This window comes from Microtetraspora niveoalba (assembly GCF_001570405.1).
Lineage (GTDB): Bacteria > Actinomycetota > Actinomycetes > Streptosporangiales > Streptosporangiaceae > Microtetraspora > Microtetraspora niveoalba.
On sequence record NZ_BBYM01000003.1, the window covers coordinates 1 to 25,499 of the forward strand.

Below are 25,499 nucleotides of genomic sequence, written 5' to 3' on the forward strand. Positions count from 1 at the left end.
CTGGGTGTTCGTTGTTGTGTTTGTGGGGGTTGTCCTGCCTGGTCGGGGTGGCCTCTTTTTCTGGTTTTTGTGGGGGTCTTCGGGCCCCCTTTTTTTGTGTCCGGGGGTTCGGGGGAGGCCGGCTTCTGTCGAGGTGATGGTCGCGGTGGTGGGGCGGGGCTTGTGGTCTCGGCTGGGGGTCCGGGAGTTGCCTGGTCGTTGGTCGTTGGTCGTTGGTCGTTGGTCGTTGGTCGTTGGTTCGTCGGGTCGTCGGGTCGTCGGGTCGGTCGCGAGCGCGGGGGGCTGGTTACTCATCGGCTTGCGCACCCAGGGAGCACCTGGTGGGGCGGCCGCTGTCGGCCGAGGACGTGGCCGCCGAGGACGTGGCCGCCGAGGACGTGGCCGCCGAGGACGTGCCCGCCGAGGCCGAGGCGCTGAAGGACGTGCCCGCCGAGGCCGAGGCGCTGAAGGACGAGATGGCCGCGAGGCTGCCGTTCGCGCCGATCGCCCTCGCTGCTGATCGAGCTGGACGCGCGCACGCACTTCCTGGACTGCTTCTTCACCCACGCCGGCGCGCGCAAGCTGACCAAGGCGGCCGGGACTAAGCGCAACATGCTGGGCGTGCTCATCGCGACCGAGACCAAGCGCAACATGCTGGCTGTGCTCATCGCGATGGCCACGTATCTGGGCCTGGCCCGGACGTCGGAAGCCTGCCCGCCACGGCGACCGCGCCATTCCGCGCGCCCGGCTGGAGACGCGGTTCACCAACGGCGCGCAGCGCTGCGAGAACGCGTGCTCTGGAGGCGCTCCTGTACGACGCGGCCGCCCGGGCCGAGGAAATCCTCACCCTGAATGTCGAGGACCTCGACCTGAGGTTCCGCCGCGCCCGCGTCGTCTCCAAAGGCGGCGCCATCGAGTACGTGCACTGCCCACTCCGACGGCCCGGCTGCTGCCCCGCCCGTTGACCCGCCGTACCAGCGGCCCGGGTGTTCCTGGCCGACCGGCACGCCCCCACCTCTGGACGCCGAGCGCCCGCGGGCGCCGACATCGAGTCCACCACCGGCCGGGGACGGCTGTCCTACCCTCGTGCCGAGTATCTGTTCAAGTCCGGTGAGGCGTGTGGCCGGCTGGCTCGTTCAGGTGGTTGAGACGAGGCGGTAGCCCACACCGCGGACTGTTTGGAGCATCTTGTCATCCACGTCGCCGAGCCGGGCGCGGAGGCGCTTCACATGAACGGCGATGGTGTTGGTGGACATGGTGTCGGCGGAGTGCCAGACGTTGCGCATGATCTGCTCACGGGTGACCGTACGGTCGGCGTTGCGCATCAGGTAGTGCAGCAGCTCGAACTCTCTGAGCGGGAGATGCACGATCTTCCCGTCCACCTTGACCTGGTAGGCGGTGACGTCGAGCTCCACGTTGCCGATCGTCAGTACGGCGCGGTCGGCTTCCTGGCGGCGGAAGGCGGCCTGGACGAGGGGGAGCAACTCGGGCACACGGTACGGCCGGGCGACGCAGGCGGTGGCCCCCGCGGCGAGGGCGTGCACCGCCTGCTCGGCATCGCTGCCGAAGTCGATGCCGAGCAGGACGGGTACGGCCCGCGCGAGCCGTACGGCGCGGACGAAGTCGAGCGGCCCGATGATCGGGAGCGAGGCGCTGATCAGGACGGCGTCGGGCTGGAGGGCGGCGGCGAGTTGCCGGATCAGGTCGCTGTCCGGATCGGCCACCAGGAGTATGGGCGCCGACCGAGTGTCCCCCTCCACTGCGGGTACCGTCACCCGGGTCCCTCCACTTCCTTCCGCTTGTGTCGCGCTTCCGTTCGTCCCGGATCTCGCGTCCGCCCTGGTCCCCGGTCAGCCGAAGCGGCCGGTGATGTAGTCCTCGGTCGCCTTCATGCCGGGGTTGGTGAAGATCCTGGACGTGTCGTCCATCTCGATGAGCTTTCCGGGCTGGCCTTGGCCCGCCAGGTTGAAGAACGCCGTCTTGTCGCTGACGCGGGCGGCCTGCTGCATGTTGTGCGTCACGATCACGATCGTGTAGTCCGTCTTCAGGGACGAGATGAGGTCCTCGATCGCCAGCGTGGAGATCGGGTCGAGAGCCGAGCAGGGCTCGTCCATGAGGAGGACCTGCGGCCGTACGGCGATGGCCCGGGCGATGCACAGACGCTGCTGCTGTCCGCCGGAGAGGCCGGAGCCGGGCTTGTGCAGGCGGTCCTTGACCTCGTTCCACAGGTTGGCGCCCTTGAGCGAGGACTCGACGATGCCGTCCAGCTCCGACCGGGAGAACCGCCCGTTGAGCCGGAGGCCGGCGGCGACGTTGTCGTAGATGGACATCGTCGGGAACGGGTTGGGCCGCTGGAACACCATGCCGATGGTCCGGCGGACGGACACCGGGTCCACGTCGGGGCCGTAGAGGTCCTGCTCCTCCAGGCGGACCTTGCCCTCGACGCGGGCGCCGGGGATGACCTCGTGCATCCGGTTGAGCGTGCGCAGGAAGGTGGACTTGCCGCATCCGGACGGCCCGATGAACGCCGTCACGGTCCGCGGCTCGATGGTCATCGTGATGTCCTCGATGGCCTTGTGCGCTCCGTAGTAGGCGTCGAGTCCGGAGACCTCGATCTGCTTGGCCATGTCCTTAAGACCCTCTCTTCGCGGGTGAGCGCCACCACGCGATGAGGCGCGCCACCAGGTTGAGCAGCATGACGATCAGGATGAGGGTGAGCGCTCCGGTCCACGCGCGGTCGATCGCGGTGTCGGTCGGCCGTCCCGCCTGGTCGAAGACGTACAGGGGAAGGCCCATCTGCGGCCCGTTGAACGGGTCGTTGTTGATGGAGTCGGTGAAGAAGACGGTGAGCAGCAGCGGGGCCGTCTCGCCGGCCACGCGGGCGACGGCGAGCATGACGCCGGTCAGGATGCCGGTGAACGCGGTCGGCAGCACGACCTTGACGATCGTCCGCCATTTCGGGACGCCGAGCGCGTACGCGGCCTCGCGGAGGTCGTTCGGAACGAGGCGCAGCATCTCCTCGGCCGAGCGGACCACCACCGGCATCATCAGGATCGACAGCGCCATGGCGCCGGCGAAGCCGGAGAACGGCATGCCGAGGGCGAGGACCCAGAACGCCAGGACGAAGAGGCCGGAAACGACTGATGGGACGCCGGTCATGACGTCCACGAAGAAGCTGATCCACCGGGCGAGCCGGCCGCCTGGGCCGTACTCCACCAGATAGACGGCGGTGAGCAGGCCGATCGGCACCGCGATGAGCGAGGCGAGGAGCACCTGTTCCAGGGTTCCGATGATCGCGTGGTACGCGCCGCCGCCGGCGTCCCTGGCCCCGATGTTGCGCATCGAGTGGGTGAGGAACTCCAGGTCGAAGCGCCCGATGCCGTTCTTGACGACGAGCCACAACACCGAAAGCAGGGGGACGACCGCGATGGCGAAAGCGAGATAGACCAGCATCTGGACGATGCGGTCCTTCACCCGGCGGCCGGTCGAGATGGGCTGGATGCCCGTTTGCACAGTGGTCATGCGGCCCTCGCGAACTCCTTACGGCGAGCGATGACGAGGCGGGCGGCCATGTTCACCACCAGCGTGATCAGGAAGAGGACGAGGCCCGACGCGATCAGCGCGCCGCGGCCGACCGCGGTGGCCTCGCCGAAGCCGTTGGCGATGTTGGCGGCGATGCTGTTGCCGTTCGGGCCGAGGATCTCGAACGAGATCCCGAAGGTCGCGGGGAGGATGAGGGCGACGGCGATCGTCTCGCCCATGGCCCGCCCGAGGCCGAGCATCGCCGCGCTGATGACGCCGGGGCGGCCGAACGGCAGCACCGACATCCTGATCATCTCCCAGCGGGTGGCCCCGAGGGCGAGCGCGGCCTCCTCCTGCGTCTTCGGCGCCTGGAGGAACACCTCGCGAGAGATGGCCGCGATGATCGGAAGGATCATGATGGCCAGCACGATGGACGCGGTGAGCATCGACTTGCCGACGACCTGGTCGCCGCCGAAGATCGGGATCCAGGCGAAGTACGTGTTCAGGAACTCCGACGGGCCGCGCATGAACGGCACCAGGAAGACGACGCCCCACAGGCCGTAGACGACGCTGGGAACCGCGGCCAGCAGGTCGACGACGTAGCCGAGGACGGCGGCCAGGCGGCGCGGCGCGTAGTGGGAGATGAACAGCGCCACGCCGATGGCGACCGGCGTGGCGATGACCAGCGCCAGGAACGAGCTGAGCACGGTGCCGAACGCGAGCGCGCCGATGCCGAACGCCGGCTCCACCGCGTTCGGGTTCCAGATCTTCTCCGTCAGGAAGTTCGAGGTGTTGGCCTGGAGGGCGGGGATGGCCTTGACGACGAGGAAGACCCCGATCGCGGCCATGATCGCCAGAAGGACGACGCCCGCTCCCGTCGAGGCGAGACGGAACGGCGCGTCGCCGCGGCTGCGCCGGAAGGCGGACCGGCGCACGGCCGGTCCGCCTTCACGTGTACGTGGTGTCGTGACCATGTGGTTAGGAGATCGCCTCGACGGCGGTGCGGACCTTGCCGAGCAGGGAGGCCGGCAGCGGCGCGTAGCCGAGGCCGGTGAGCGCCTGCTGGCCCTCGTCGCTCGCCGTGTAGGTCAGGAAGGACTTGACGAGCTTGGCCTCCTCGGCGGGCAGGCCCTTCTCGCAGGTGATCTCGTAGGTCACCAGGACGATCGGGTACGCGCCGGCGGCCTTGGTGGCGTAGTCGATCGACAGCTTCAGGTCGTTGCCGGAGCCGGTGATCTCGGCGGCCTCGACGGTCTTGCCCGCGCTCTCCGGGGTGAGCTCGACGAACTCGCCGGAGCCGTTGGCGACCTTGGCCTTCTGGAGCTGCGAGTTCTCCGCGTACGACAGCTCGACGTAGCTGATCGCGCCCTCGGTCGACTTCACCGAGGAGGCGATGCCGTCGCTGCCCTTGGAGCCCTGCCCCTTGGCCTCGGCCGGCCACGCCTTCGCCGGCTCGTACGGCCAGTCGGCGGTGGTCTTGAGGAACTTGGTGAAGTTGTCGCTGGTGCCCGACTCGTCCGAGCGGTGGAACGCCTGGATCGCGGTCGAGGGAAGCTTCGCGTCCGGGTTGTCGGCCTTGATCGCCGGGTCGTCCCACTTGGTGATCTGGCTGTTGAAGATGCCGCCGATCGTCTTCGGGGAGAGCTGCAACCCGTCGACCCCCGGGAGGTTGTAGACGACCGCGACCGGGCCGGTGACCATCGGAAGGTTGATCGCCTTGCCGGTCTTGCAACGGGCGTCGGCCTGCGCCGGCTCGCCCTTGTCGTCCTTCAGAGCGGAGTCCGAGCCCGCGAAGGCGACGGTGCCCTGGATGAACGCCTGGACACCCGCGCCGGAACCGCTGCCCTGGTAGTTGATGCTCACTCCGGGGTTCGCGGACTGGAAGGACTTCTTCCACTCCGCGATCGCGTTGCCCTGTGCGGAGGAGCCGGCCGCGTTGAGGGTTCCGGACAGACCGCCGGCTGCGGCGGAGGAGCCGGCGGCGGTGGCACCGCTGTCGGCGCCGGTGTTGTCATCAGTGCCGCACGCAGCGAGCGAAAGCACGCCGGCGATGGCGGCCGCGGCGAGCCGGCCTGCATACTTCACGGTTATGTCCTCCCACTTCCGTCTTTCAACGATCAGGACAGTAGGGAGCCAAGGTGACCTAATCCCCTGTTAAAGGTGAACGGGCAGTGAACGGGCCTGGTCGCTCTTGTGCCGGTTCCGCCGCGCCGCCGCGAGCTGGGAACATGAACACATGAAGCGCATCTGCCTGGTCTGCATGGGCAACATCTGCCGGTCGCCGATGGCGGAGGTCGTGCTCCGCCGCACGCTGGAGAAGCACGGCCTCGACGTCGAGGTCGACAGCGCGGGCACCGGAGGCTGGCATGTCGGCGATCCCATGGACGAGCGGGCGCTGGCGACGCTCACCGAGGGCGGATACGACGGCTCTGCGCACCGGGCGCGGCGGTTCGACCCGTCCTGGTTCGCCGAGCGCGACCTGATCCTGGTCATGGACGCCGAGAACCTGCGCGCCGTACGCCGGATCGCGCCGCCGGAGGCGGATGTGCGGCTGTTCCGCTCCTTCGACCCCGGCTCTCCCGCGGGAGCGGAGGTGCCCGACCCCTACTACGGCGGCCGCTCGGGTTTCGCCGACGTCCTCAGGATGGTCGAGGCCGCCTCGGAAGGGCTGGCGAGGCACCTTGCGGATCACTAGGGACCTGGGCTCCAGCCACGCCTGGACGCTGCACGAGGGCGAGATCGACGGACGCCGCGTCTTCGTCAAGCGCGGCGCCGACTTCACCTCCGAGGCGGCCGGGCTGCGCTGGCTGGCCGAGCCGGGGGCGGTCGCCGTACCCGAGGTGATCGAGGCCGGAGACGGCACGCTGGTCCTGGAGTGGGTCGAGCCCGCGAACGCGACCGCCGCCGCGGCCGAGCGGTTCGGGCGCGAGCTGGCGGCGCTGCACCGGGCGGGCGCGCCCGGGTTCGGGGCGCCGTGGCCCGGCCACATCGCCGAACTGCCGATGGACAACACGCCCGCCCCGGACTGGCCGTCCTTCTACGTCGCGCGCCGCGTCCTCCCGTTCGTACGGCTCGCGCGGGACGGCGGGGCGCTGTCGGCGGCGGACGTGAAGCTGATCGAGGAGGCGGCCGACCTCATCCCGGCTGTCGGAGGCCCCGCCGAGCCGCCCAGCCGCATCCACGGGGACCTCTGGAGTGGCAACGTGCTCTGGACGGCGGCGTCGGGCGGGTCCGGCGCGGAGCGCGCCGTGCTCATCGACCCGGCCGCGCACGGCGGGCACCGGGAGACGGACCTCGCCATGCTCGCCCTCTTCGGGGCCCCGCATCTGAACACGATCCTCGCGGCGTACCGCGAGGCCGCGCCGCTCGCCGACGGATGGCGCGAGCGTGTGCCGGCGCACCAGCTCCACCCGCTGCTCGTGCACGTCTGCCTGTACGGCGAGGCGTACCGCGGCAGCCTGATGACGGCGGTGGCGCAGACCCTCGCTCTGTGACTCGGGTCAGCCGCGGGCGAGGCGCTTGAGCACCTCGTCGTGCAGCAAACCGTTGCTGCAGACCATGCTGCCGCCCTCGAGCGGGTCGCCGCCCTCGACGGCGGTGCAGGTGCCGCCCGCCTCCTCCACGATCACGGTGAGCGCGGCCATGTCCCAGGGCGACAGCTCGGGCTCGGCGGAGACGTCGACCGCGCCCTCGGCGACCATCATGTGCGACCAGAAGTCGCCGTACGCCCGGGTGCGCCAGACGCCGCGCATGAGATCAAGCATGTTGTCGAGCCGCCCCTGCTCCTCCCAGCCGGTCAGGCTGGAGTACGAAAGGGAGGCGTCGGCGAGGCCGCCCACACGGGAGACCTCGCAGCGGGTCGCCTTGGTCAGGTTGCGGCCGGTCCACGCGCCGCTGCCGCGCGCGGCCCACCAGCGGCGGCCGAGCGCCGGGGCGGAGACGACGCCGACGACGACCTTGCTCTCCTCCATCAACGCGATGAGGGTGGCCCAGACGGGGACGCCGCGCACGTAGTTCTTCGTGCCGTCGATGGGGTCGATGACCCACGAGCGCATGCCGTACCCGGTCTTGCCGAACTCCTCGCCCACGACGGCGTCGCGGGGGCGGGCGCGGCGCAGCGTGCCGCGGATGGCCTCCTCGACGGCGCGGTCGGCGTCGCTGACCGGGGAGAGGTCGGGTTTGGTGTCGACCTTCAGGTCGACCGCCTTGAAACGGCGCATGGTGATGTCGTCGGCGGCGTCCGCCATCACGTGCGCGAGACGCAGGTCGTCGCTGTAGCCCGTCACGAGGATCAACGCTATCGCGTCGGACACCGGCTACATCAGATCAGGTATCGCGCCGAATGGTACTCATCAGTAACATTTCGCCATGGACATCGGTGCTTTCATGCTGGACAGCGTGCCCTTCGCCCGGTTGCTCGGGATCTCCTTCGACACGGTCGGCGCGGGAACGGCCACCGCCCGCCTGCCCGAGCGGGCCGACCTGCACAACCACGTCGGCGGCCCGCACGCGGGCGCGCTGTTCTCCCTGGCGGAGTCCGCCTCGGGCGCGGCCATGTTGTCGGCCTTCGGCGACCAGCTCTCCCGGGCCGTCCCCCTCGCCACCTCGGCCGAGATCCGCTATCTCAAGCTGGCCAAGGGCGAGGTGACCGCCACCGCCACGCTGCGGGCCGACCGCGCCGAGGTCCTGGCCCTGCTGGACGAGGGGAAGCGGCCCGAGTTCACGATCGCCGTCGAGATCAGGAACGCCGACGGCGTGGTCGTCTCCGAGGTGACCGTGTCCTGGACCCTGCGCCCCAACCGGTAGCGGTCCGCGGACCGGGCGTCAGCCGTTTCACGTCGCGCTCGGCCGGCCCGGCTCCTGCCACCGCGCGGACCCGGGCGGGCTCTACTCGATCGGGGCGTAGTCCGTGCCGGACGTGGCGCCGCCGTCGATGCCGCCGGAGATCTTCACCTGCGTGCCCACGGGCGCGTAGTGATAGATCGGAACGGTGTGATCGACGGTGAGCTCCTCGTTCTTCACCACGCCCGCGTTCTTCACATCCAGGGCCACCCAGATCTTGGTGCGCTTGCGCAGGTCGGTCGTCTTGATCGTGACCGCGCAGGCGCTCCTGGTGCCGGCGTTGTGGAGCAGGTACGTGACCGCGCCCTTGAATGCGACCGACCGCTGTACCGCGAAGCCGGGCCCGCAGACCTTGGCCGGCGTGTCGCGGCCGGCCGAGGTGCCGGCCAGAGCGGTGCCGCCGGCGACGAGCAGGGCGGCCGTGGCCACCGAACCCAGCATGATCGAGGTGATACGCATGGGACGAAAGTAGGTCATGCGCTCACCCGCGACCGGGAGATTCCTCAACTTTTCGTGAAATAGGACCAAATCGCCCGCTCGCTGACGCGGGACGGTCAGGGGAGGTCGTCGCCGCCCTCGCGGCTGACGAGCAGCCGGCGCAGCGACTCCAGGCGCGCCGGGTCCGCGTGCCCCTCGGCCACGAACCGGTCGAGGGCGCACCCGTCGCCGAGGTGGGTGCAGCCCTTGGGGCACTCGACGGTCGCCTCGTTCAGATCCGGGAAGGACGCCAGCACGGTCTCGACGTGCACGTGCGCGAGGCCGAAGCTGCGCACCCCTGGCGTGTCGATGATCCAGCCGCCCTCGGGCAGCTCCAACGCCACCGCCGAGGTCGAGGTGTGCCGGCCGCGGCCGGTCACCACGTTGACGTGCGAGACCGCCCGCCCGGCCGTCGGGACGAGCGCGTTGACCAGCGTCGACTTTCCGACCCCCGAATGGCCGACGAGCACGCTGATCCGATCCTCCAGGTGGCCGCGCAGCTCGTCCAGCGGCCCGCCCTTGCTCACCACCACGTACGGCACGCCCAGCGGCTCGTAGAGCGCGACCAGCTCGTCGGCGGGCGCGAGATCCACCTTGGTCAGGCAGAGCAGCGGATCGATGTCGGCGTCGAACGCGGCGACCAGCAGCCGGTCGATCATGCGGGGCCTCGGGGGAGGGTCGGCCAGCGCGGTGACGATGACGAGCTGGTCGGCGTTGGCCACGACGGGACGCTCGACGTCGTCGGTGTCGTCGGCGCTGCGGCGGAGCATCGAGCGGCGGTCCTCCACCCGGACCACCCGGGCGAGGGTGTCCGGCCGGCCGCTCACGTCCCCGACCAGGGCGACCCGGTCGCCGACCACGATGCCCTTGCGGCCCAGCTCGCGCGCCTTCATCGCGACGACCGTGACCGAACCCACCAGGCACGTGTAGCGCCCGCGATCGACCGCCACCACGAAACCCTCGACGGCCTTCTCGTGCGCAGGACGGAGCCGGGTCCGGGGCCGGGACCCCTTGCCCGGCCGGATCCTCACGTCGTCCTCGTCGTAGTGCCGCTTGTTCAGCCTGTCCGTCCTTCTCGTGCGCCCGCGCGTCCCGCGCGGGAACCACGCGTACCGGTCACCCGGTCGCGTCCGTCCTCTCGGTCCTGCCCGCCGGACCGGCCAGCATGTCCGCCCACATGCGGGCGAAGTCCGGGAGGGTCTTGCCCGTGGTCGCGATGTTCTCCACCTCGACTCCCGGCACCGCCAGGCCGATGACCGCGCCCGCCGTGGCCATCCGGTGGTCCTCGTAGCTGTGGAAGACCCCGCCCGTCAGCGGGCGCGGCCGGATCTCCAGGCCGTCGTCGGTCTCGCGGGCGTCGCCGCCGAGCCGGTTGATCTCGGTGGCCAGCGCGGTGATGCGGTCGGTCTCGTGCCCGCGGATGTGCGCCACACCGCTGATCCGCGACGGGCCGTCGGCCAGCGCGGCGAGCGCGGCGAGCGTCGGAGTGAGCTCGCTGACCTCGCGCAGATCCGCCTCGATGCCGCGCACCCGGCCGGCGCCGGTCACCCGCAGTCCCTCCGGCGTACGCGTCACCTCGGCGCCCATGGCGGCGAGCAGGTCGCGGAGATGGTCCCCGCCCTGCGTGGTCTCCTCGGGCCAGTCCGGCACGGTCACCGAGCCGCCGGTGACCAGCGCGGCCGCGAGGAACGGCGCCGCGTTCGACAGGTCGGGCTCGACCACGACGTCCCGCGCCGCGATCGGGCCCGGCTCGACCCGCCACACGTCGCGCTCGGAGTCGTCCACCTCGACCCCCGCCTCGCGCAGGAGCTGCACCGTCATCGCGATGTGCGGCATGGAGGGGACCGGCGGGCCGCTGTGCCGTACGGTGAGGCCCTTCTCGAAGCGGGGCGCGGCCAGCAGCAGGCCGGACACCATCTGGGAGGAGACCGAGGCGTCCAGCACGACCTCGCCGCCCCTGATCGGCCCCCGTACGGTGAACGGCAGAGCGTCGGCGCTCACGGTCGCGCCGAGGGCGCGCAGCGCGCCCAGGATCGGGCCCATCGGCCGCTTGCGGGCGTGCGGATCGCCGTCGAAGGAGACCTCGCCGTCCGCGAGCGCCGCGACCGGCGGCACGAACCGCATGACGGTGCCGGCGAGGCCGACGTCGATCGAGGCGCCGCCCCTGATCGGACCGGGGGTGATCGCCCAGTCCACGCTCGACACGCTCTCGTTCGACGGGGTCATCCCGGCGCCGAGCGCGCGCAGCGCCGCGACCATCAGGTCGGCGTCTCTGCTGCGCAGCGCGAGCCGTACGGAACCGGGGGCCTCGGCCAGCGCGGCCAGGAGCAGCACCCGGTTGGTCACGGACTTGGAGCCGGGCAGGCGGACGGTCGCGTGGACGGGCCCGGTCGCCACGGGAGCGGGCCACAGGGGCTGGGTCGGCATGGCTGAAAGCCTACCGGCAGGTCCGGTCCCCGTCGGGGCGCCGCTCGACCGCCTGGGGATGGCAAGGTGGGGGGTATGTGCGGAAGGTACGCGTCGACGCGCAAGCGGCACGAGCTCATGGAGGAGTTCGAGGTCGAGCTCGACACGGGCGAGGAGATCGGCCCGGACTACAACGTGGCGCCCACCAAGCAGGTGTACGCGGTGATGAGCCGCGTGCCCAAGGTCGAGGGCGCGGAGCGGCCGGTGCGCCAGCTCAGGGTGGTCAGGTGGGGGTTCGTGCCGAGCTGGGCCAAGGACCCCTCGATCGGATCCCGGATGATCAACGCCAGGGTGGAGACGGTGGCGGAGAAGCCCGCCTTCCGCAGGGCGTTCGCCTCGCGCCGCTGCCTGCTCCCGGCGGACGGCTTCTACGAGTGGAAGGCGGCCTCCGAGGGGGCCAAGAAGGCGAAGCAGCCGTACTACATCCACCCCCAGGACGGCGGCGTCATGGCGATGGCGGGGCTGTACGAGTTCTGGAAGGACCCCTCGCGGCCCGACGACGACCCCCTCAAGTGGCTGTGCACCTGCACGGTGATCACCACCGACGCCGAGGACGGGGTGGGCCACATCCACGAGCGCATGCCGATGATGGTCGAGCGGGACAGGTGGGCCGAGTGGCTCGACCCGCGCGTGAGCGACGCGAGCCGGCTGCTGGTCCCCGCGCTCGCCGGACGGCTGGAGGCGTATCCGGTCTCCACCGCGGTCAACAACGTCCGCCACAACGGTCCCGAACTCGTCGAGCCGCTGGAGGAGGACGGCGACCGGGCCATGCTCTCCTGAACGCGGAGTGTAAAGGCCGTGCCACCGGAGGTCCGACCGGAGGCGGCCGCTGCGTCGAGTGCCAGTCGAGGCGCGAGCGCCGCCGCTGAGCACTCCGAGGCCGAGCGGGGCCGGGTCAGCCCCTCTTGCGCGCGCTGGCCACCAGGTGGATGCCGACCGTGTCCTCCTCACCGGGCCGGGTCGCCAGCTCGGTGCGGACCAGGCGGGTCAGCGAGTGACCGCCCGAGGCGAGCACGTGGTCGACCGTGGACGGGGACAGCACGGTGCGCGGCCGCACCCACTCCACCTCCAGCCCGGCGGCCGTGATCAGCTCGCGCAACTGGACGCTGGTGAAGCAGCGGGTGATGCTGCCGTCGGGCCAGGGCACGAGCATGACCTCGCCCGTCTGGCACAGGTGGGCCCAGTAGTTCTGCTCGGCGAGGATCGCCATGCCGAGCACCAGCGAGTCGACGCAGACCAGGGTGCGCCCGCCGGGCTTGAGCACGCGGGCGACGTCCTCGATCACGGACTCGGCCATGATCTCGACCGAGAGGGCGCGCTCCTCGGCGATCACCGCGTCCACGCAGGCGTCGGGAAGGAAGCCGAGGTCGTCGGCGCGGACCTTCTGCACGCGGCCGGACGCGTCGCGCAGCCACGGCTCGGGCAGCCGCCGGAAGTCCATCACCTGGATGACCCGGTGCCCCGCCCGTGCGGCCTGAGCCGTCCAGCGGCCGCGGCCGCCGGACAGGTCGAGCAGCAGGGAGGGACGCTCGGGCAGCCACCGGCGAAGTTGTTCGGCGACGACCGCGTGATAGAAGGTCCAGTACGGCCCGAGGGCTCCCGGGCCGTTGAGTTCGTTGGCCGGAATGGGCAGCACGAGCGGCTCCTGGACTATGGCTACCTCAGAAGGCGACATGAGATAGCGGAAATCGGTTTCCGGGCTACCAGCCGGTACGTAGGTCCTTCCCCAAACAGCGGTGTTCGTACCGCGAAAACGTACCGGGAACAGACTCTACGCCCGCCCTGTTGCAGTTGTGCATGAACGCGTTGCTCGTGCCCCCCGCCCAGGAGAATGGCGCCGCTACCCTGCCGGTATTCTCGGCTACGTACGGCGTCCTAGAGGGGGTGGGTCCGGTCTCCAAGACAGCTGAGGAGACTCTGGAGCAGCGCAGCGAGCGGTTCGAGCGCGACGTAATGCCGTATCTCGACCAGTTGTACTCCGCCGCGCTCCGGATGACCCGGAATCCCGCAGACGCCGAGGACCTCCTGCAGGAGACGTTCGCCCGGGCGTTCGCCTCCTTCCACCAGTTCCAGGAGGGCACGAACCTCAAGGCGTGGCTCTACCGCATCCTGACGAACACCTTCATCAACAGCTATCGGAAGAAGCAGCGCGAGCCCAAGCAGGCCGGGACCGAGGAGATCGAGGACTGGCAGCTCGCCAGGGCCGAGTCGCACACCTCGACCGGGCTGAAGTCGGCTGAGGCCGAGGCGCTGGAGCACCTGCCCGACAGCGACGTGAAGGACGCGCTCGCGGCGCTCCCCGAGGATTTCCGCATCGCGGTGTACCTTGCCGACGTCGAGGGCTTCCCGTACAAGGAGATCGCCGACATCATGGGGACCCCCATCGGGACCGTGATGTCGCGCCTGCATCGCGGCCGGAGACAACTGCGAACGCAGCTCGAGGACTACGCGCGCGCTCGCGGCCTGGTACGGGACGAGGAGGGGCGATGAGCTGCGGCGACCACCACGACACCGACTGTGGCGAGGTCCTTGACCGGGTCTACAGCTACCTCGACGGCGAGCTGGACGACAGCAGGCGGGCCGAGATACGCCAGCATCTGGACGAGTGCGGTCCCTGCCTGGAGGAGTACGGCCTGGAGAAGGTCGTCAAGCAGCTCGTCGCCAAGCACTGCGGCTGCGATCCGGTGCCCCAGGACCTGCGCGACAAGATCCTCGCCCGGATCGCGCAGGTGCGGGCGGATCTCGCCGATTAGGATCGGCCCGTACACCTGACGAAGGGGCGGGCATGCGCGTACTGGTCACCGGCGGGGCGGGATTCATCGGCTCGAACCTCGTGGACCGCCTGTTGGCCGACGGGCACGAGGTCGCGGTCGTGGACGACATGTCCTCCGGCAGCGTCCGCAACCCCGACGCCGCCCTGCACGCGATCGACGTGCGCGAGCCCGCGCTCATCGAGGCGGCCGAGGCGTGGCGTCCCGAGGTGGTCTGCCACCTGGCGGCCCAGATCAGCGTCCGCAGGAGCGTCGCCGATCCGCTGCACGACGCCAGGGTGAACGTCGAGGGCACCCTCAACGTCCTGGAGGCCGCCCGCCGGTCCGGCGCCCGCAAGGTCGTCTACGCCTCCTCGGTCGCCGTTTACGGCAGGCCCGCCGTGATCCCGGTGCCCGGCGACGCGCCCACCGACCCGCGCTCGCCGTACGCCGCGTCGAAGCTGAGCGGCGAGATCTACCTGTCGGCCTACAGCGCCCTGCACGGGCTGGAGTACACGACGCTCGTGCTGTCCAACGTGTACGGCCCGCGCCAGTCGCCGGAGGGCGAGGCCGGGGTGGTCGCGATCTTCACCGACGCGCTGCTCGCCGGTCGCCCCACGGTCCTGTACGGCGACGGCTCACAGACGAGGGACTACATCTTCGTCGAGGACGTGGTGGACGGCTTCGCCCGCGCCTGCGGGCCCGTGGGGAACGGGCGCAGGTTCAACCTCGGCACCGGCCTGCGGACGACCGACCGCGAGCTGCACACGCTCGTCGCGGCCGCTGCGGGTGCGCCCGACGAGCCCGCTCTGGCCCCGGCCCGCCTGGGCGACCTGCCCGAGATGGCGGTCGACCCCGAGCCGGCCCGCGAGGGGCTCGGCTGGCGCCCGCGCACCGATCTCGCCACCGGCCTCAAGGCCACCGTCGCCTGGGCGCAGTCCCGGTCCTGAACGGCCCGCCCGGTGCCGGTGGGGTTTCGGAGACCGGCGTGACGGGCACGTCACCGAGTTCCGGACGGTCACCGCCGACCGGTGAGGGCAGGCGTTCCGCTCCGGAGATCACGGGGGATGCGCCGGCCCACCGGCGTGCCGAACGACCGGACGAACCAGGGCGAATGCGCACAGCGTGATTGGTTGGTCACGGTTTGGCTGCGGTTCGCCGACCTCTCTGACCGGGCCCCCGGGCTTCTGTAGCCTGTGGGCGAAATCGATGTGGAGGCAGCGATGTTCAACAGGGTGGCCACCAAGTTCCTGGCGGCGTTGATGCTGCTCACCCCCGTGGTGGTGTACGTGGCCGAGACCGGCGTGACCTCCGGGATCTCCTGGACCTGAGGACGCGAGGTGGCCGCATGCGCGAACTGCCGTGGCGGGCAAAGGTCTACTTCGTCGTACTGATCGCCGCCGCCGCCGCACTGGTGGTCGACAGCGCCGTCACTCCCGGCTGGTTCGACCAGGCCGAGCTGCCGACGCTCGTCGTACTGGCGTTGCTCTTCCTGGTGTGCGAGTCCGTGCCCACGGTGCTCAACGTGCCGCAGGCGGCGATCTCGGTGAGCTTCTCGGCGGCGCTGGCCGCCGTCGTGCTCGTCGGGCCCCAGGGGGCGGCGCTGGTCGGGCTCATGGCGGTGGCGAGCGTACGGCCCGGCCTGCCGGTGGTGAAGCGCCTCTTCAACGGCGCCCAGTTCGTGATTTGCGGATACGCCGCGGGCGTGGCCTTCCAGCACGCCGGCGGCACCGTGGGCCTGCCCCGCGAGGACGACTTCCCCGGGGTGATCGTGCCGTACGGCGCGGCAACGGCAGCGTTCGTGCTGATCAACTTCGGGCTGACCGCGGTCATCCTGCTGTTGGCCGAGGGCGTCGGAAAGGACGAGGTGCCGCTCCGCGGCACCGTCCAGATCCTCGGGTCCTATCTCGGCTACGCGACCTTCGGCCTGCTGATCGCCGGGCTGTGGGCGACCGTGCAGTCGATCTCGGCGGTGCTGGTGCTGATCCCGCTGTTCGTGGCCCGCTGGGCGTTCGGGCACTACCACGCCCAGCAGCGCTCGTACGACGCGACGATCGCGGCGCTGTGCCAGGCGGTCGAGACGAAGGACTACTACACCCGCGGCCACTGCACCCGCGTCTCGCGGGCCTCGTCCATGATCGCCGAAGAGATCGGGATGGGCACCGAACGGCTGCGCGCGATCCGGTACGCCGGGATGCTGCACGACGTCGGCAAGCTGGGCGTCCCCACCAAGGTCCTGCAGAAGGAAGGCAAGCTGACCGAGGAGGAGTTCGCCGCGATCCAGCTCCACCCCATGCGCGGGCTGGAGATCGTGCACGGCATCGACTTCCTCGACGAGGCGTTCGCCGGGATCATGCACCACCACGAACGGCAGGACGGCAAGGGCTATCCGATGGGCCTCGCGGGGGACGAGATCCCCGAGTTCGCCAGGATCATCGCGGTGGCCGACGCCTTCGACTCGATGACGTCCGACCGGGCCTACCGCAAGGCGAAGTCGATCGAGGAGGCGGTGGCCGAGCTGCGCAAGGGCGCGGGCACCCAGTTCGACCCCGCCATGGTGAGCAGGTTCATCGAGGCGCTCGACCGTCACGGCTGGGACCCGCCGCGCGCCGTGCCCGCCCCGCCCGGGGCGGCGGTGACCGCGTCGAAGGATCACGACGACCCCACCATGCCCATCCAGGTCATCTCGGAACGCTGAGGGCGAGGACTCATGACCGCCGCCAGGGCGATGCGCGGGCTCGACTCGGGCCAGTTGCTGCTGATCTGCGCCGCGGGGATGCTCACCGTGGCCGGGATCTCCCACACGGCGGCGGGCGGGCCCGTCGATCCGCAGGTCGCGATCGGGTTCGGCGCCCTGATCGCGGTGGGCGAGCTGGCCAGGCTCACCATGCCGGGCAACCGCGAGGTGGCGCCCATCTCCACCGCCGCGGCGATCGGCTACGCGCTCCTGCTGGACGTGGGCGGGCGGCCGGCCCACCAGTCCGCGCTCCAGGTCGTCGCCGTCATGTCGGTGGGGATGATCGCGGGCGCGCTGCCGCATCTGGCCGTCGGCCGCCCGCCGCGCCTCGACGCGATCGCCAGGAGGCTGCTCGCCGGCTCGCTGCTGGCCTTCGCCTACCGCCCGCTCACGGATCCGCTCCGTTCGATCGCCCTCACCGGCAACTGGTGGCCGGCGCTCGGCGTGATGGCGGCCCTCGTCGCGCTCATGCTGACCGCCGACGTGGTGATCGCCGCCATGCTCAGGGCCGAGCAGGTCAGGACCGCCTTCGGTGTCGCCGTACACGACGAGCTGCGGATGGCCGCGCCGCTCGGCGCGGCGGTGGCGGCCTCGGGGACGCTGCTCGCGCTCGCCGCGCACAGCATGAACCTGACCGCGCTGCTGGTGTTCGCGGCGCCGCTGCTGGTCACCCAGGTGGCGTTCCGCAAGTACGCGGGCATCCGGGCGACGTACCTGCAGACGGTCCGGGCGCTGAGCCGGGTGACCGAGGTCGGGGGATACGTCGAGCCGGGCCACTCCCGCCGGGTGAGCACGCTCTCGGTCGCCGTCGGCCGGGAGCTCGGCATGCCGGAACCGCAGCTTCTCGAGCTCGAGTACGCCGCGCTCATGCACGACATCGGGCAGCTCTCCCTGAGCGACCCCATCCCCGGCGGCGCCACCGTGCTCACCGACCCTCGGCAGGCGAAGCGGATCGCCGAGCTCGGCGCCGAGGTGATCAGGAAGACCGGCGTGCTGCACGCGGTGGCCGAGATCGTCCGCCGCCAGTGCGACACCGTCGACCACTCCCCGCCGATGGCCAGCCGCGTCATCAAGGCCGCCAACGCGTACGACGACCTGGTGGGGGGATCGGCCGACCGGGACCGGGCGGCCTCGGCGCTGGAGCGGCTCAGGCTCGCCGTCGGCACCGAGTACGATCCCACCGTCGTCGAGGCGATGGCCCGCGTGGTCGACCGGGTCGCCCTGGGGCGTGTCTGACCGCCGATCGCTTGTAGCGAAGGTCGCACCGGCGCGGCCGCGACCCGGTGCGACGGACGGTGCTTTTGTGCCGACCCTACAGATTCCCCGGGCGCGTTCAGTCGGAATCAAGCGCAGGGGATCACCGGGGGGCCGCCGTAGGGTTGGCTGCGTGTTCGAGTCAGTTCTTGTCGCCAACCGAGGCGAAATCGCCCGGCGGGTCATCCGTACGGTCAGGCGGATGGGGCTGCGCGCGATCGCGGTCCATTCGGAGGCCGACGCGGACCTCCCGTTCGTGCGGGAGGCGGACGAGGCCGTGCTGCTCGGCCCGGCGAGTCCCGCGCAGAGCTATCTGGACGTGGAGAAGGTCCTCGACGCCGCCCGCAAGTCGGGCGCGGCGGCCGTCCACCCCGGCTACGGCTTCCTCTCGGAGAACGCGGACTTCGCCCGTGCCGTCATCGAGGCGGGCATGGTGTGGATCGGCCCGGCTCCCGAGGCGATCGTCCAGATGGGCGACAAGATCAACGCCAGGAACCTGATGGAGAACGCCGGTGTCCCGGTCGCCGCGGGCACCCGCGAGCCGGTGAGCACCCTGGCGGACGCCGTACGCGCGGCCGACGAGATCGGCTACCCGCTGATGGTCAAGACCGCGGGAGGCGGCGGCGGGATCGGCATGGGCGTCGCGTACGACGAGAAGTCCCTGGCCAAGGCGTTCGAGCAGGCGTCCAGGGCGGCCGCCCGGTTCGGAGGCGGCGCGGCGATCCTGCTGGAGCGCTACATCCAGCGGGCCCGCCACGTCGAGGTGCAGATCCTCGGCCTGGCCGACGGCACGGTGGTCGCGCTGGGCGAGCGCGACTGCTCGGTGCAGCGGCGGCACCAGAAGGTCGTGGAGGAGAGCCCGTCCCCCGGCATCACGCCCGAGCTGCGCGAGCGCATGCTGGCGGCGGCCGTGCGCGCGGGCGAGGCGGTCGGCTATCGCGGCGCCGGCACGGTCGAGTGCCTGGTGGACGTGGACCGGCAGGACTTCGTGTTCCTGGAGATGAACACCCGGCTCCAGGTGGAGCATCCGGTGACCGAGCTGGTGACCGGGGCCGACCTGGTCGAGCACCAGCTCCGCATCGCGGCCGGCGAGGTCTACCCCGTCGAGGTCGCCCCGAGCGGGCACGCGATCGAGTTCCGGGTCTACGCCGAGGATCCCAAGCGCTTCTTCCCCGGACCTGGGAAGATCGCAGTCTGGGAGGAGCCGTCCGGCGAAGGAGTGCGGGTCGATTCCGGATATGTCGCGGCAAACACCGTCACTCCGTTCTACGATCCGCTGATGGCCAAGCTCTGCGTCCACGGCGCCACCCGCGCCGAGGCGCTGGAGCGCGCCCGCGCGGCCGTCGCGGCGTTCCGGGTCGAGGGGCCGAAGAACAACCTGCCCTTCTGTGCGGAGCTGCTGGACCACCCCGAGTTCGCGAGCGGGGACTACGACACCGGCCTGGTGTCCCGTATGCGGTCATGAGCACGCGATCATGACACGGCGGTCATGGCGCGGCGGGTCTGGCCGTGCCTGACGACGCCGGCCCCGGCGGGCCGGCGAGCGGACCGCCGAGTGGAACGACTGAAGAGGAGTTGTGGTGGCCGAAGTACGCGCCGAGATGGTGGCGAACGTCTGGAAGATCGTCGTCGGTGAGGGCGACACCGTCAACGAGGGCGACACGCTCGTCATCCTCGAGTCGATGAAGATGGAGATCCCGGTCGTCGCCGAGGACGCGGGCGTCGTTGCCCAGATCAAGGTCGCCGAGGGCGACGTCATCCAGGAGGGCGACCTGATCGCCGTCATCGAGTAGACCCCCGCGGCGGAGCCGGCGCGGGGCCTCGGGGCCGGGGCCGGCCGGATCAGGACGGTGTGAGGAGTCGCGCAGAGGGGCGGCGCGGGCGGTCAGAGTGCCCCGAGGAACCGCTCCCGGTCGACGACCACCCGCTCGATCCTCCCGACGGCGACCACCCGTCCGGTCTTGTCGACCGCGGTGATGGCGAAGCCCAGCCGCCTGCCGTCCACATCGGTCAGCTCGGCGGAGATCTCGACGTGCATGCCGACGGGGCTCGGTGCCCGATGCTCGAGCTCGACGCGTGTCCCCACCGACGTCTGGCCCGGCTCCAGGTAGCGCTGGACGGCCTTGACGGTGACCCCTTCGGCGAAGGAGAGCAGCCGCGGCGTGCCCAGGACGGGCACGTCCCCGCTGCCGACCCTGATCGCGGTGTCCTCGCGCTCCACCATGATGAGGACGTTGGCGCGCAGGCCAGGAGCTAGCGTCATGTTTTCCAGCCTAGTAGTCGTACGCTCGGAGGCCGTGAGCGTGTTCTGCCACCATTGTGGTGGGCCGTCCGGTGCGGGGGACACCCCGTCCGCGTCGCCGCCGGAGCTCGGTGCGGCGGTGCGGGTGAACCCGCGCGGGTGGTCCGAACGTTGTGCTGAGCATGGGATCACCGGCGCGTAGGCTCCTGCCCGACATGCGGGCTTCCGTGATCAGGGCGTGACATTCCCGAGACACGCGTCTGCTTTGTTGGACAACTCCGGGGAACTTGAGGGGGTATTGGGCACATGGTGGCCCAGGGGATGACGCTGGCGGGGCGCTACCGCTTGGACGCCCGGCTCGGCGCCGGCGGCATGGGCGAGGTGTGGCGCGGTGAGGACATGGTTCTCGCGCGCACCGTCGCCGTCAAGGTGCTGCTCCCCGGCAGGCTCGACGACCCCGGCTTCGCCGTCCGCTTCCAGGGTGAGGCCCGGGCGATGGCGACCGTCAACCACCCCGGCGTGGTCGACGTGTACGACTACGGCGTGACCGAGGTCCCCGGCGACGGGCCGACGGCGTACCTCGTGATGAAGTTCGTGGACGGCGAGCCGCTCGACCGGCTGCTGACCCGCCTCGGCCGGATCGGCCCCGAGCCGGCGATGGAGCTGATCGCCCAGGCCGCCGCCGCCCTGCACGCCGTACACGAGCGCGGCATCGTCCACCGGGACGTCAAGCCGGGCAACCTCCTCGTCCGCTCGGACGGCACGCTCGTGCTCACCGACTTCGGCATCGCCCGCGCCGACTCGGCGAGCCGCCTCACCGACGCGGGCATGGTGCTCGGCACCGCCGCGTACTGCGCTCCGGAGCAGGCCGAGGGGCAGCCCGTCACGCCCGCGGTGGACGTCTACGCCCTCGGGGTCGTGGCGTACGAGTGCCTGGCGGGGCGGCGGCCCTTCGACGGCGAGTCTCCGGTGGCGATCGCGCTCCAGCACATCCGCGACGAGCCGCCGCCGCTGCCGCCGGACGTGCCCCCGGCCGTGCGCATGGTGGTGGAGCGGGCGCTGCTCAAGGACCCGGCCCGGCGCTGGCCGGACGCGGCGGCGATGAGCGAGGCCGCCCGCAGGTCGGTCCTGCCCGCGTCGCGGCAGCCCGCGCCTCAGCAGTTCCCGCACCCCGCCGACACCGGTGCGCCCCCAGCAGGCCCCGACTTCGGCGCGCAGACGGGGGGATACGCGCCGGCGACCGGCGGGTACGCCCCCGCCACCGGCGGATACGGGCCGCCGACGGGGGGATACGGGCCGCCGACGGGAGGATACGCCTCGTCCGACTACCCCACACAGGCGGATCACGCGTACGACGCCGAGGTGTGGGAGGACAGGCAGCCGACCCCGGGGACGGCCACCGCGGCGAGCACGCCGGGGCCGAGGGGCTCGCGCCGCAGGAAGGGCAGGAAGGCGCCGATCGCCGCGGGAGCGGCCGGACTCGCCGTCTTCGCCGGGCTCGCGGCGCTCGGCATCAACGCCCTCGCGGCCTCCGGGGACGAGCAGTCCGGCAACATCCCGAGCACCTCCCTGGATGTGACGACGCCGCCGCCGAAGCACAGCCCGTCGCCGAGCAGGACCAGGATCCGCACGAGCCCGACACCGAACGCCCAGCCTCCGCAGCCGAGCGCCACCACCCGGCCGCCGCGTCACTCGCCGTCGCCGTCGCCGTCGCCGACCCCCTCGCCCAGCCCCAGCGAGAGCGACGAACCGATGGAGAAGGTGCCCTCGGTCATCGGGCTGACCGAGGAGAAGGCGAAGGCCAAGCTGATGGGCCTCGGGTTCAAGGTCAAGGTGAGCGTCGCCGGAGGCACCGGGATGTGCACCAAGGTCACCGCCCAGGACCCGAAGGGCGGGGAGGAGGCGCCCGAGGGCGCCACGCTCAAGATCGTCGTCGCCAAGATCGCTTGCGCGGAGCCGAGCCCGAGCCCGTCGCCCAGCGCGTCGCCCTCACCCTCCCCGGACCCCAGCCCCTCGCCGCACTAGACGCCGGTCGTGTTGCGCGGGTAGGCGACCGCGGGGTCGGTGGCGATGTTCACCATGTACGGCACGCCCGAGTCGAACGCCCGCCGCAGCGCCGGCCCGATCTCCGACGGCGACGTCACCAGCTCGCCGCCCCCGCCGAGCGCGGTGACGACCTGGTCGTACCGGCACTGCGGCTGGAGCTCGGCGGCCACGTCATAGCCGTACAGGAGCTGCATGGGGTGCTTCTCCAGGCCCCACATGCCGTTGTTGCCGCAGATCATGACGACCGGCAGCTTGTGCCTGACCAGCGTGTCCACGTCCATCAGGGAGAATCCGGCGGCGCCGTCGCCGAGGAGCAGCACGACCTGCGAGGAGGGCCGGGCGAGCCGGGCGGCGATCGAGTAGCCGAGGCCCGTCCCCAGGCACCCGTACGGGCCGGGGTCGAGCCAGTTGCCCGGGTTGCGCGGCTCGACGTACTTGCCGGCGTAGGACACGAAGTCGCCGCCGTCGCCGATGACCACGGCGTCGTCGGCGAGGATCCGGCCGAGCTCGCCGTAGATGCGCATGGGGTGGATCGGGTCGGCGTCGGAGGAGAGCAGCTCGGCGTCCCCGGCGATCGCCGCGGCGGCCGCCTCGGCCAGCTTCGACACCCACGGCGCGTACGCCTTCGGGGCGACGCCGGCGGTCGAGCAGGCGGCGGTCAGGCCCCAGAAGGTGAGGGACAGGTCGCCGGCGGCGGAGGCGGCGAGGCCCGTGTGCGTGGCGAGCTGCGAGGCGGCGTCGGCGATGTGCACGACCTTGGCGAGCGGAGCGCCGTCCTTACCGCCGAACCAGCCGTACCCGAGGCGGAAGTCGAGCGGCGTGCCGACCACGATGACCAGGTCGGCCTGGCTGAACGCGAGCCCTCTGGCCCGGGTGACGAGCAGCTCGTGCCCGGCGGGGAGGATGCCCCGGCCCTGGCCGTTGGGGATGACCGGCAGGCGGTACTCCTCGGCGAAGTCCCGCGCGGCCTCCTCGGCGCGGTCCATCCACACGTCGGAACCGAGCACCAGGACGGGCCGCTCGGCGGCGGCGATCAGCTTGGCGATGTCCGCGAGCGCGTCGGTGTCGGGTTCGAGCGGTGACGGCGAGAGCGTCTCGGTGGCCCGCTCGGGCGACGGCGCGAACAGGTGGTCCATGTAGAAGTCGACGAAGACCGGGCCGCGGTGCGGGGCGAGCGCCGTGCGGAAGGCCATCTCGACGTCCTGGCCGATCGTCTCCGCGCCGGAGCCGGTGAAGGCGAGCTTGGTGATGGACTCGAACAGCGGCGGGTGGTCCATCTCCTGGAGCGCGCCGGAGCCCCAGCGGGACTGCGGAGCCCGGCCGCCCATCACGACGACGGGGGAGCCGTTGAAGTGGGCCGTGGCGACGCCGGAGACGCCGTTGGTGATGCCGGGCCCGGCGGTCAGCACCGCGAGGCCGGGGCCCCGGGTGAGGCGCGCGGTCGCCTCGGCCGCGAAGACGGCGCTCTGCTCGTGCCGGACGTCGAGGATGCGCATGCCCTCGTGCACCGCGCCGTCGTACAGGGGGAAGACGTGCCCCCCGGACAGCGTGAACATCGTCTCGACGCCATAGGCCTTGGAAACGGCGACCGCGATGTCGCCCGCGTGCTTCGCTGCTGACTCCATGCCGGGAACCTACCAGCCAGTCACATAGGGGGATAGATGAGTCGCCCCTGCCCGCGGAGCGGCGGATCTACACCTCGACGCGGTGATCCGGGCGGTGCGTCAGAGGGGGAGTCCGAGGGTCGATCGGAACCGGGCCGGGTCGAAGCCGCCGCCCAGCGTGGGGCCGATCCCCGCCCTCGCCGCGTGGGCGAAAGCCGTACGGTCGAGCGACCCCGCGCCCTCGGGCAGCGCGCCCGCGAGGGGCCGGGCGGCGAGCATCTCCAGGTCGCCGACATTGTGGCGCTCGGCGAGCCCTGGCTCGGCGGGCCAGGAGCCGACGACCACCCCGGCCGGCTCGACGCCGCGCGCCGCCATCACCTCCAGGGTCAGCGCCGTGTGGTTCAGCGTCCCGAGCCCGGCGCGCGCGACCACGAGCACCGGGGCGCGCAGCAGGTGCGCCAGGTCCGCCAGCGTCGAGCCGTCCTCGTCGAAGCGGACGAGCAGGCCGCCCGCGCCCTCCACGATCACCAGCCGGTGCGACTCGGCGATCTCGCGGATCCGCTCGGCCGACTCGGTCAGGGAGACCGGCGGCAGGCCCGCGTCGCGCGCCGCCGCGGCGGGGGAGAGCGCGGCGGGGAAGCGGGCGAACTCGAACGTCGTCGTGACGCCCGAGAGCCGGATGACCTCGTCGAGGTCGCCCGGCTCGCCCGGGGCCACGCCGGTCTGCGCCGGTTTCACCACCGCGACCGCCGCCCCGCGCTCCCGCGCCAGTGCGGCCACCGCCGCGGTGACCACCGTCTTCCCCACGCCGGTGTCGGTGCCGGTGACAAGCAGGATGCTCATCAGGCAACCCTAGGGGCTGGGCCTGCGCAGACGCGTGACGAACTTGTAGCGGTCGCCGCGATAGAGCGACTGGGCGTACTCCACCGGATGGCCGTCCGCGTCGAAGGCGTGCCGGGTGAGCAGCAGCATCGGCAGCCCCACGTCCACGCCGAGCACCTGGGCGTCGTACGGCGTGGCGAGGACGGTCTCGATGACCTCCTCGGCGTCGGTCAGCCGCACGTTGTAGGCGTTGTGCAGCGTCTCGTACAACGACGAGTGGGCCTCGAGCTCCCGCCGCAGCCGCGGGAACCTGCGGGCGGACAGGTGCGTGGTGTCGATCGACATCGGCTCGCCGTTGGCCAGGCGCAGGCGGTGGATGCGCAGCACCCGCCCGCCCGGATTGATCGCCAGGCGTCGGCCGAGCTGCTCGTCCGCCGTGATGTAGCTGATGTCCAGGATCTTGGTGTCGGGTTCGAGGCCCACGGTCCGCAGGTCCCCGGTGTACGACGTGAGCTGGAGCACCTGGGCGACCTTGGGCTGCGCGACGAACGTGCCCTTGCCCTGGATGCGCAGCAGGCGGCCCTCGACCACCAGCTCGGACAGCGCCTGGCGCACGGTCGTCCTGGACGTGACGAACCGTACGGCGAGCGTACGCTCGGGCGGCAGCGCGCTGCCGGGAGGCAGACTCTTGGTGAGCTCCAGCAGGCTCCGCTTGACGTCGTAGTACTTGGGGACTCTCGGCGCGTCCTCGGTCAGCT

At 71.4% G+C, this 25,499-nt stretch carries 27 protein-coding genes; 13 read left to right on the forward strand and 14 right to left on the reverse strand.

Features of this window, described 5'->3' with window-relative positions; all coding sequences use genetic code 11:
• Positions 1-320 precede the first annotated feature (320 nt).
• Complete coding sequence (locus AWQ70_RS01480; protein ID WP_067169060.1) at positions 321-584, forward strand: hypothetical protein; 264 nt, start codon at positions 321-323, stop codon at positions 582-584.
• Positions 585-1,115: 531 nt separating this feature from the next.
• Here AWQ70_RS01480 and AWQ70_RS01485 read toward each other — a convergent pair.
• The 5 genes from AWQ70_RS01485 to pstS all read right to left on the reverse strand — a co-directional run bounded on the left by AWQ70_RS01485 (position 1,116) and on the right by pstS (position 5,586).
• Entirely contained in the window at positions 1,116-1,754 is a 639-nt protein-coding gene (locus AWQ70_RS01485; protein ID WP_084516426.1) for a winged helix-turn-helix transcriptional regulator, read from the reverse strand.
• Between the two features lie 75 nt (positions 1,755-1,829).
• Entirely contained in the window at positions 1,830-2,606 is a 777-nt protein-coding gene (gene pstB / locus AWQ70_RS01490; protein WP_067169062.1) for a phosphate ABC transporter ATP-binding protein PstB, read from the reverse strand.
• 4 nt (positions 2,607-2,610) lie between these two features.
• Positions 2,611-3,501: a phosphate ABC transporter permease PstA gene (gene pstA / locus AWQ70_RS01495; protein ID WP_067169065.1), complete on the reverse strand. Its 891-nt coding sequence runs from the start codon at positions 3,499-3,501 to the stop codon at positions 2,611-2,613.
• Positions 3,498-4,475 (reverse strand): phosphate ABC transporter permease subunit PstC, encoded by a 978-nt coding sequence (pstC, locus tag AWQ70_RS01500; RefSeq protein WP_067169067.1) that lies wholly within the window; start codon positions 4,473-4,475, stop codon positions 3,498-3,500. The genes pstA and pstC overlap by 4 nt, the downstream gene beginning before the upstream one ends.
• A 4-nt stretch (positions 4,476-4,479) precedes the next feature.
• Positions 4,480-5,586 carry a phosphate ABC transporter substrate-binding protein PstS gene (gene pstS, locus AWQ70_RS01505; protein ID WP_067169069.1) on the reverse strand — a complete coding sequence of 369 codons (1,107 nt, stop codon included), beginning with the start codon at positions 5,584-5,586 and terminating at the stop codon, positions 4,480-4,482.
• A gap of 151 nt (positions 5,587-5,737) precedes the next feature.
• Here pstS and AWQ70_RS40380 point away from each other — a divergent pair, with 151 nt between their 5' ends.
• Both AWQ70_RS40380 and AWQ70_RS01515 read left to right on the forward strand, forming a co-directional pair.
• On the forward strand, positions 5,738-6,196 hold the full coding sequence (locus tag AWQ70_RS40380) for a low molecular weight protein-tyrosine-phosphatase (protein WP_067169071.1): 459 nt from the start codon (positions 5,738-5,740) through the stop codon (positions 6,194-6,196).
• Positions 6,183-6,995, forward strand: coding sequence for a fructosamine kinase family protein (locus AWQ70_RS01515; RefSeq protein ID WP_067169073.1), 813 nt, complete (start codon positions 6,183-6,185; stop codon positions 6,993-6,995). The genes AWQ70_RS40380 and AWQ70_RS01515 overlap by 14 nt, the downstream gene beginning before the upstream one ends.
• A 6-nt stretch (positions 6,996-7,001) precedes the next feature.
• Here AWQ70_RS01515 and hisN read toward each other — a convergent pair whose 3' ends face one another.
• Positions 7,002-7,787: a histidinol-phosphatase gene (gene hisN / locus AWQ70_RS01520; protein ID WP_084516451.1), complete on the reverse strand. Its 786-nt coding sequence runs from the start codon at positions 7,785-7,787 to the stop codon at positions 7,002-7,004.
• Between the two features lie 82 nt (positions 7,788-7,869).
• On the opposite strand from hisN, the gene AWQ70_RS01525 reads away from it, so the two are divergent.
• On the forward strand, positions 7,870-8,307 hold the full coding sequence (locus tag AWQ70_RS01525; RefSeq protein WP_067169076.1) for a DUF4442 domain-containing protein: 438 nt from the start codon (positions 7,870-7,872) through the stop codon (positions 8,305-8,307).
• Positions 8,308-8,388: 81 nt separating this feature from the next.
• On the opposite strand, the gene AWQ70_RS01530 is transcribed toward AWQ70_RS01525, so the two are convergent.
• From AWQ70_RS01530 to aroA, 3 genes are all read right to left on the reverse strand, one after another.
• Positions 8,389-8,802: a hypothetical protein gene (locus AWQ70_RS01530; protein ID WP_157529839.1), complete on the reverse strand. Its 414-nt coding sequence runs from the start codon at positions 8,800-8,802 to the stop codon at positions 8,389-8,391.
• 95 nt (positions 8,803-8,897) lie between these two features.
• Positions 8,898-9,845 carry a ribosome small subunit-dependent GTPase A gene (rsgA, locus tag AWQ70_RS01535; RefSeq protein ID WP_245646670.1) on the reverse strand — a complete coding sequence of 316 codons (948 nt, stop codon included), beginning with the start codon at positions 9,843-9,845 and terminating at the stop codon, positions 8,898-8,900.
• Positions 9,846-9,936: 91 nt separating this feature from the next.
• A complete protein-coding gene (gene aroA, locus AWQ70_RS01540) occupies positions 9,937-11,247 on the reverse strand; it encodes a 3-phosphoshikimate 1-carboxyvinyltransferase (RefSeq protein ID WP_067169085.1) in 1,311 nt (436 codons plus the stop codon).
• Between the two features lie 75 nt (positions 11,248-11,322).
• Between aroA and AWQ70_RS01545 the strand changes: the two genes are divergently transcribed.
• On the forward strand, positions 11,323-12,066 hold the full coding sequence (locus AWQ70_RS01545; RefSeq protein ID WP_067169088.1) for an SOS response-associated peptidase: 744 nt from the start codon (positions 11,323-11,325) through the stop codon (positions 12,064-12,066).
• Positions 12,067-12,181: 115 nt separating this feature from the next.
• Here the strand turns inward: AWQ70_RS01545 and AWQ70_RS01550 are convergent, their stop codons facing one another.
• On the reverse strand, positions 12,182-12,922 hold the full coding sequence (locus tag AWQ70_RS01550) for a class I SAM-dependent methyltransferase (RefSeq protein WP_067169091.1): 741 nt from the start codon (positions 12,920-12,922) through the stop codon (positions 12,182-12,184).
• A 248-nt stretch (positions 12,923-13,170) separates the two neighbouring features.
• Here AWQ70_RS01550 and AWQ70_RS01555 point away from each other — a divergent pair, with 248 nt between their 5' ends.
• From AWQ70_RS01555 to AWQ70_RS01585, 7 genes are all read left to right on the forward strand, one after another.
• Complete coding sequence (locus tag AWQ70_RS01555; RefSeq protein ID WP_157529840.1) at positions 13,171-13,776, forward strand: sigma-70 family RNA polymerase sigma factor; 606 nt, start codon at positions 13,171-13,173, stop codon at positions 13,774-13,776.
• Positions 13,773-14,039, forward strand: coding sequence for a mycothiol system anti-sigma-R factor (gene rsrA, locus AWQ70_RS01560; RefSeq protein ID WP_067169094.1), 267 nt, complete (start codon positions 13,773-13,775; stop codon positions 14,037-14,039). The genes AWQ70_RS01555 and rsrA overlap by 4 nt, the downstream gene beginning before the upstream one ends.
• 32 nt (positions 14,040-14,071) lie before the next feature.
• Positions 14,072-14,986, forward strand: a complete 915-nt coding sequence (locus AWQ70_RS01565; RefSeq protein ID WP_067169097.1) for an NAD-dependent epimerase/dehydratase family protein — start codon at positions 14,072-14,074, stop codon at positions 14,984-14,986.
• Positions 14,987-15,384: 398 nt separating this feature from the next.
• Positions 15,385-16,734: an HD-GYP domain-containing protein gene (locus AWQ70_RS01570; RefSeq protein ID WP_067169100.1), complete on the forward strand. Its 1,350-nt coding sequence runs from the start codon at positions 15,385-15,387 to the stop codon at positions 16,732-16,734.
• A 12-nt stretch (positions 16,735-16,746) separates the two neighbouring features.
• On the forward strand, positions 16,747-18,009 hold the full coding sequence (locus tag AWQ70_RS01575; RefSeq protein ID WP_067169103.1) for an HD-GYP domain-containing protein: 1,263 nt from the start codon (positions 16,747-16,749) through the stop codon (positions 18,007-18,009).
• Positions 18,010-18,160: 151 nt separating this feature from the next.
• A complete protein-coding gene (locus tag AWQ70_RS01580; RefSeq protein WP_067169105.1) occupies positions 18,161-19,492 on the forward strand; it encodes an acetyl-CoA carboxylase biotin carboxylase subunit in 1,332 nt (443 codons plus the stop codon).
• A gap of 115 nt (positions 19,493-19,607) precedes the next feature.
• Positions 19,608-19,820 (forward strand): biotin/lipoyl-binding carrier protein, encoded by a 213-nt coding sequence (locus tag AWQ70_RS01585; protein ID WP_218004374.1) that lies wholly within the window; start codon positions 19,608-19,610, stop codon positions 19,818-19,820.
• 92 nt (positions 19,821-19,912) lie between these two features.
• Here AWQ70_RS01585 and AWQ70_RS01590 read toward each other — a convergent pair whose 3' ends face one another.
• Positions 19,913-20,290, reverse strand: coding sequence for a thioesterase family protein (locus AWQ70_RS01590; protein ID WP_067169108.1), 378 nt, complete (start codon positions 20,288-20,290; stop codon positions 19,913-19,915).
• A 300-nt stretch (positions 20,291-20,590) separates the two neighbouring features.
• Between AWQ70_RS01590 and AWQ70_RS01595 the strand changes: the two genes are divergently transcribed.
• Positions 20,591-22,294, forward strand: coding sequence for a serine/threonine protein kinase (locus tag AWQ70_RS01595; RefSeq protein ID WP_245646636.1), 1,704 nt, complete (start codon positions 20,591-20,593; stop codon positions 22,292-22,294).
• Here the strand turns inward: AWQ70_RS01595 and AWQ70_RS01600 are convergent.
• The 3 genes from AWQ70_RS01600 to AWQ70_RS01610 all read right to left on the reverse strand — a co-directional run bounded on the left by AWQ70_RS01600 (position 22,291) and on the right by AWQ70_RS01610 (position 25,497).
• Positions 22,291-23,940 carry an acetolactate synthase gene (locus AWQ70_RS01600; protein WP_067169115.1) on the reverse strand — a complete coding sequence of 550 codons (1,650 nt, stop codon included), beginning with the start codon at positions 23,938-23,940 and terminating at the stop codon, positions 22,291-22,293. The two genes, AWQ70_RS01595 and AWQ70_RS01600, sit on opposite strands and share 4 nt — an antisense overlap.
• Before the next feature lie 99 nt (positions 23,941-24,039).
• Positions 24,040-24,762 (reverse strand): dethiobiotin synthase, encoded by a 723-nt coding sequence (gene bioD, locus AWQ70_RS01605; protein ID WP_067169118.1) that lies wholly within the window; start codon positions 24,760-24,762, stop codon positions 24,040-24,042.
• A 9-nt stretch (positions 24,763-24,771) separates the two neighbouring features.
• Positions 24,772-25,497: a GntR family transcriptional regulator gene (locus tag AWQ70_RS01610; RefSeq protein WP_067169670.1), complete on the reverse strand. Its 726-nt coding sequence runs from the start codon at positions 25,495-25,497 to the stop codon at positions 24,772-24,774.
• Between the last annotated feature and the right edge of the window lie 2 nt (positions 25,498-25,499).

Coding starts and splice junctions, on each gene's coding strand:
- pstB (WP_067169062.1), bottom strand. CDS start 2,606: ATGGCCAAGCAGATCGAGGTCTCCGGACTCGACGCCTACTACGGAGCG.
- pstA (WP_067169065.1), bottom strand. CDS start 3,501: ATGACCACTGTGCAAACGGGCATCCAGCCCATCTCGACCGGCCGCCGG.
- pstC (WP_067169067.1), bottom strand. CDS start 4,475: ATGGTCACGACACCACGTACACGTGAAGGCGGACCGGCCGTGCGCCGG.
- AWQ70_RS40380 (WP_067169071.1), top strand. CDS start 5,738: ATGAAGCGCATCTGCCTGGTCTGCATGGGCAACATCTGCCGGTCGCCG.
- AWQ70_RS01525 (WP_067169076.1), top strand. CDS start 7,870: ATGGACATCGGTGCTTTCATGCTGGACAGCGTGCCCTTCGCCCGGTTG.
- AWQ70_RS01530 (WP_157529839.1), bottom strand. CDS start 8,802: ATGCGTATCACCTCGATCATGCTGGGTTCGGTGGCCACGGCCGCCCTG.
- aroA (WP_067169085.1), bottom strand. CDS start 11,247: ATGCCGACCCAGCCCCTGTGGCCCGCTCCCGTGGCGACCGGGCCCGTC.
- AWQ70_RS01545 (WP_067169088.1), top strand. CDS start 11,323: ATGTGCGGAAGGTACGCGTCGACGCGCAAGCGGCACGAGCTCATGGAG.
- rsrA (WP_067169094.1), top strand. CDS start 13,773: ATGAGCTGCGGCGACCACCACGACACCGACTGTGGCGAGGTCCTTGAC.
- AWQ70_RS01565 (WP_067169097.1), top strand. CDS start 14,072: ATGCGCGTACTGGTCACCGGCGGGGCGGGATTCATCGGCTCGAACCTC.
- AWQ70_RS01570 (WP_067169100.1), top strand. CDS start 15,385: ATGCGCGAACTGCCGTGGCGGGCAAAGGTCTACTTCGTCGTACTGATC.
- AWQ70_RS01575 (WP_067169103.1), top strand. CDS start 16,747: ATGACCGCCGCCAGGGCGATGCGCGGGCTCGACTCGGGCCAGTTGCTG.
- AWQ70_RS01590 (WP_067169108.1), bottom strand. CDS start 20,290: ATGACGCTAGCTCCTGGCCTGCGCGCCAACGTCCTCATCATGGTGGAG.
- AWQ70_RS01595 (WP_245646636.1), top strand. CDS start 20,591: ATGACGCTGGCGGGGCGCTACCGCTTGGACGCCCGGCTCGGCGCCGGC.
- AWQ70_RS01600 (WP_067169115.1), bottom strand. CDS start 23,940: ATGGAGTCAGCAGCGAAGCACGCGGGCGACATCGCGGTCGCCGTTTCC.
- bioD (WP_067169118.1), bottom strand. CDS start 24,762: ATGAGCATCCTGCTTGTCACCGGCACCGACACCGGCGTGGGGAAGACG.